The 4,907-nt window shown below is 77.7% G+C and carries 6 protein-coding genes; all 6 read right to left on the reverse strand.

Annotated features, from left to right (window positions below):
* On the reverse strand, window positions 1–672 hold a 672-nt coding region (locus MNY62_RS25225; RefSeq protein ID WP_242347086.1), incomplete at its 3' end, for an Hpt domain-containing protein.
* Window positions 673–675: 3 nt separating this feature from the next.
* On the reverse strand, window positions 676–1,200 hold the full coding sequence (locus tag MNY62_RS25230) for a chemotaxis protein CheW (protein ID WP_242347087.1): 525 nt from the start codon (window positions 1,198–1,200) through the stop codon (window positions 676–678).
* Window positions 1,201–1,203: 3 nt separating this feature from the next.
* Window positions 1,204–1,578, reverse strand: a complete 375-nt coding sequence (locus MNY62_RS25235; RefSeq protein WP_242347088.1) for a response regulator — start codon at window positions 1,576–1,578, stop codon at window positions 1,204–1,206.
* Window positions 1,575–3,056: a CheR family methyltransferase gene (locus tag MNY62_RS25240; protein WP_242347089.1), complete on the reverse strand. Its 1,482-nt coding sequence runs from the start codon at window positions 3,054–3,056 to the stop codon at window positions 1,575–1,577. The genes MNY62_RS25235 and MNY62_RS25240 overlap by 4 nt, the downstream gene beginning before the upstream one ends.
* A complete protein-coding gene (locus tag MNY62_RS25245) occupies window positions 3,053–3,628 on the reverse strand; it encodes a chemotaxis protein CheW (RefSeq protein ID WP_242347090.1) in 576 nt (191 codons plus the stop codon). The genes MNY62_RS25240 and MNY62_RS25245 overlap by 4 nt, the downstream gene beginning before the upstream one ends.
* A 58-nt stretch (window positions 3,629–3,686) precedes the next feature.
* The coding region (locus MNY62_RS25250; protein WP_242347091.1) for a gamma-glutamyltransferase family protein at window positions 3,687–4,907 on the reverse strand (1,221 nt) is incomplete at its 5' end.

Consider the following 4,907-nt stretch of genomic DNA (forward strand, 5'->3'; position numbering starts at 1 on the left):
CGCCGCGCGGCGGGCGAGCGCGGCCGGGCCCGGGGCGGCGAGCGCGGCCAGCTGGATCGCCGCCTGCGCGGCGCGGGTGGCGACCGCGCGGCGCGTCTCGGGATCGAGCGGCGCGCAGAGCTGCTCGAGCGCCGCCTCGAGCGCGTCCATGTCGGCGGGGGCATCGCCGGGCGCCGCCGGACCTCCCGAGAGGCCGGCATCGGCGGGGTCCGGCGGGACGCCGCCGGGCGCGCCGTCGTCTGGCGTGGTCTCGTCGTCCGGCGTCGTCGGGTGCGCCGCGCCGCCCGGCTGCGCGGGCGCGCGGAGCGCGGCGAGGAGCGCCTCGAGCCCCGTGACGGCGATGACTCCGCCGGCGTCGCCCGCCGCGATCGCGTCCTCCATCGCCTCGACCGCCTCGAGCGACGCCTGCACCGCCGCGCGTGAGACCCCGGCGGCCGGATCGAACCCCGCGAGCGATCCCTCGATCGCGTGCGCGAGCCGCTCCACGTCGCCGAGGCCGAGGCTCCCGGCCGATCCCTTGAGGCTGTGCGCGATGCGCCGGACCGCGTCGAGCGCCGCGGGCTCGCGCGGGTCGCGCTCGAGCGCGAGGATCCCCGTGCTGATGCCCTCGAGGTGCTCGCGCGCCTCGGCGGAGAACACGGGCCAGATCTGGCGGAAGAGCTCGCGATCCATGCGCTACCCGCCGAGCGCCGCGGGGGCGCCGAGCTTGCCGATGTCGAGCACCGCGAGCCGATCCGGCGCGATCCACGCGAACGGTCCGTCCACCGCGGTCGAGAGCCCCTCGCGCGGGAGCTCCACCTGACCCTCGACGACCTCGGCGGCGAGCCCGAACGCCTCGTCGCCGCGATCGACCACCAGGATCTTCGCGAGGTCGCTCATCCCCCCGCCGTCGAGGCCGAGGAGCTGCCGCAGATCGAGCACCGGGACCACGCGCGCGCGCGTCGCCGCCGCGCCCAGGAGCCACGGGGGCGCCGCGGGGAGCGGCGAGAGCGCCTGCGCGTCGAGGATCTGGAAGACGTCCTCCACCGGGACGCCGTAGCGCTCCCCGCCCAGGCTGAAGGCGACCACGGGCAGCGTCGCCACCGCGCTCGTCTCCCGCGCGTCGGCGATCGCCTGCGCCCGCTCCTCGAGGATCCGGCGGCGCGCCTCGGGGGACGGCGCCGGCTCGAGCGCGTCCCGCCCCTGTCCCGGTGCCGTCACGCGCTACCTCCTCGCCGGGAGCTGGAGGATCCCGCCCACGGTCTTGCGGAGCTCCTCCACCGAGACGGGCTTCGTCAGGAACGCGGTCGCCCCGACGAGCTTGCCCTTCTTGCGGCTCGCGTCGTCCGCGAGCGAGGTGAGGAGCACGATGGGCGTCTTGTGGAGGATCGGGTCGGCGCGGATCGCGGCGCACAGCTCGAACCCGTCCAGGCCCGGCATCCGCACGTCCGAGATGACGAGGGCCGGCTTGTGCTCGCGCGCCCGCGCGAGCCCCTCCGTGCCGTCCTTCGCCTCCACGAACTCCATCTGCCAGCCCATGAGGTAGACCTGGATGAGCGACAGCAGCGTTCGCGTGTCGTCGACGAGCAGCACCTTCATGGCTCGCTCCTTCCGGCGCCCGCTCGGGGCCGGCGAACTTCGCCGAGCGCGCTGCGCAGCGCGCCGGCAGTGATGGGCTCGACGCCGCGGAGCGGCGCGCCGGCGGGGCGGCCCCGGCGGGCCGGGGGCGCGGGTCGCCGCGGGCGGGCCCCCGCGGCGTGCCGCCCGACGCGCGCGTACAGCGGCACGAGCGACGCGTGCGCCATCGCGAGGCCCGGCTCGAGGTAGAGGGCGCGCCGGAGCGCGTCGATGGCGCCGCCCAGATCGCCCCGCGCATCCGCGGCCATGGCGAGGAGCAGGTACGACTCCGGGCACAGGTGCCGCTCGGCGATCTCGCGCGCGAGCTGCTCGGCGAACTCGATGTCCCCGCGGCGCGCGGCCGCGCGGGCCTGCTCGAACTGGGGGACGGGTGTCGGGGCTTCGGCCGGGGTCGCGGTCGGGGTCGCGGTCGGGGTCGGGGTCGAGGTCGAGGTCGAGGTCGAGGTCGGGGTCGGGGTCGGGGTCGAGGTCGAGGTCGAGGTCGAGGTCGGGGTCGGGGTCGGGGTCGCGGCCGGGGTCGCGGCCGGGGTCGGGGTCGGGGTCGGGGTCGCGGTCGGGGTCGCGGTCGCGGCCGTGCGCGCCCCCCGGCTCCTCGCCTTGGCTGGCGCCGGTCGCTCCGCCTTCGTCTCGCCCGGCGCGAGCCGGCGGAAGAGCGTCGTGCCGCCCACCTCGATCCGCTCCACCGCGAGCTTCTCGGCGAGGGGCACCTCCACCGGGCCGAGCAGGAGGAACGCTCCCGGCGCGACCGCCTCGAGGAGCCGCGCGGTGATCGCGCGCGCGGTCTCGGGGTCGAAGTAGATGAGGACGTTCCGGCAGACGACGAGGTCGAAGGGGCCGGCGGGGGCGGGTTCGGAGTAGAGGTTGTGGCGTCGAAACTCGACCGCGGCGCGCACCTCCTCGCGCACCCGCACCTGCGGCGGCTCGCTCTCGAGGTGGCGGGCGCGCGAGCCCGGGTCGAGCCGGCGCAGGGACCAGGGGCCGTAGACCGCCTCGGCGGCGACGGCGAGCGCGCGGACGGAGACGTCGGTCGCGAGGATCCGGTCGCGGCACGCCGCCCGCCCGGCGTCGCAAAGCAGCATCGCGAGCGAGTACGGCTCCTCGCCGGTGGCGCACCCGGCCGACCAGATCCGCAGCGGGCGATCGCGCGGAGCGCGTGAGAGCACCACCTCGCGGACGGCGTCGAGCTGCTCGGGGTGGCGGAAGAAGTACGTCTCCCCGACCACCGCCGCCTCGACGAGCTCGCCGAGGCAGCGCGGATCGCGCGCCCGGAGCCGGGCCCGGAACGCCTCGGGCTCGAGCTCGACCGCCCGCGCCGCGCGGCGGAGCGCCTCCTCGAGCGTGGTGCGGAGCCCCTCGGTGAGCGTGATGCCGCACGCGTCGCGCAGCGCCCGCTCGACGTCCTCGACGCCAGCGGCGGGGGTCGCGCCCGCGGCGATCAAGATCGCGGCTCCGAGAGGCCCGCGGCGAGGGGCGCGGGGTCGAGGAGCGGCACGACCTCCCGGTCGAGCAGGCACAGCCCCGCGACGAGCGGCGTGCCGCGCCAGGCCGGGGGAGTCCCCGACGCCGCGTCCCCGTGGAAGAGCCGCGGACCGTCCACGAGCCGGTCGACCCGATCGACGACGAGGCCGAGGGTCGGCGCGCCGGGGAGGATCACGATCTGCGCGTCGAGGGGCGGCTCGCGCTCGACGCCGAGCCAGGCGGAGAGATCCACCGCGACCACGGGCCCGCCCCGGCACACGAAGGTCCCGAGCACGTGCGGCGGGGCGCCGGCGAGCGGGACGGTGGCGACGAGCCGGATCACCTCCGAGACGCGGGCGGCGGAGAGCAGCGCGCGCCGGCCGGCGGCCTCGACGAGGAGGTGCAGCCCGGGCAGCGCGTCGCCGCCGTGGGCGAGCAGGTCGCGCTGCGCGAGGCGGAGCGCCTCCTCGAGCCGGCGCACCTCGGCGGCGAGCGCCGCGCGAGGCGGACGGATGCCGCCCGCAGCGGCGGTGGGTTCGGGCCTCGTCGTCACGATTCGGCAAGCAGGATAGCGGACGGCCGCTCGCCCGTCGAACCCGCGTATCGACGGATCAGGGGGCCGCGGGGACGCCGTCGTACCTGGGATCGCACGCTGCCTCCCAGCGACCGTCCGGCCGGCGCCGCACCGCCTGGGCGTTGCCCCAGGGCCGCTCCGCCACCTGGATCCGGTGTCCCCGCGACGCGAGCGCGCGGGCGGTCTCGGCCTCGAGGGCGTTCGGCTCGACGCGCAGCGCGTCCGGCTGCCACTGATGGTGCAGGCGTGGAGCGGCGAGCGCCTGCTCCAGGGTCATACCGTCGTCCACGAGGTGGGAGATCGCCTGCGCGACGGTGGTCGGGATGGTCGAGCCGCCCGGCGCGCCGACGACGAGCCAGAGCGCCCCGCCCGGCGCGAAGACGAGCGTGGGCGCCATCGACGAGAGCGGCGTCTTCCCGGGCGCGGGCGCGTTGGCGCCGCTGCCGACGAGCCCGTAGGCGTTCGGCACGCCCGCGGCGGCGTCGAAGTCGTCCATCTCGTCGTTGAGCAGGATCCCCGTCCCCGGCACGACCACGCACGCGCCGAACAGGTAGTTCACGGTGGTGGTGATCGCGACCGCGTTCCCCTCCGCGTCCACCACCGAGAGGTGCGTCGTGTGCTTGTCCTCGCGGCGCGCCGGCGCGTCCGCGGCGACGGGGCGCGCGCGCTCGCCGAGCTCCGCGGAGAGGCGGGCGGCGTACGCGGGCGAGATCATCTCGTCCACCACCGCCGCCGCCCCCGGCGCGAAGTCCGGATCGCCGAGCGCGGCGCGCCGGGCGAAGAGCCGCTTCTCCGCCTCCGCCATCGCGTGCAGGAAGCGCACGGGCCGGTACCCGCCCTCGCGCGGCGCCTCGCGCTCGAGCGCCTGGAGGATCCCGACCACGATCGCGCCGCCCGCGGAGGGAAGGCCCATGGAGACGACCCGGTGCCCGCGGTAGCGCCCCTCTACCGGCGCGCGCTCGCGGACGCGATAGCGCGCGAGGTCGCTCGCCGCGAGCACGCCCCCGTCGTCCCGGGCGGCGCGGGCGATCCGCTCCGCGAGCGGCCCGCGGTAGAACGCCTCCGGGTCCCGGCCGAGGAGCCGCAACGTGCGAGCGAGCTCGCGGCGCACGATCCGGTCGCCGGGCGCGGGCGCGGCCGGGCGGCCGGCCGGGCCGGCGACGAGGAGCTCCCTCGCCGCGGCGGGCCGGGCGGCGAGGCACTCCAGCCGGGCGCGGGCCGCGTCGGCGTAGGAGGGGGAGGCCGGGAAGCCGCGCTC

Origin of the sequence: Anaeromyxobacter terrae, assembly GCF_022690685.1 — a bacterium.
Lineage (GTDB): Bacteria > Myxococcota > Myxococcia > Myxococcales > Anaeromyxobacteraceae > Anaeromyxobacter > Anaeromyxobacter terrae.

Coding starts and splice junctions, on each gene's coding strand:
- MNY62_RS25235 (WP_242347088.1), bottom strand. CDS start 1,578: ATGAAGGTGCTGCTCGTCGACGACACGCGAACGCTGCTGTCGCTCATC.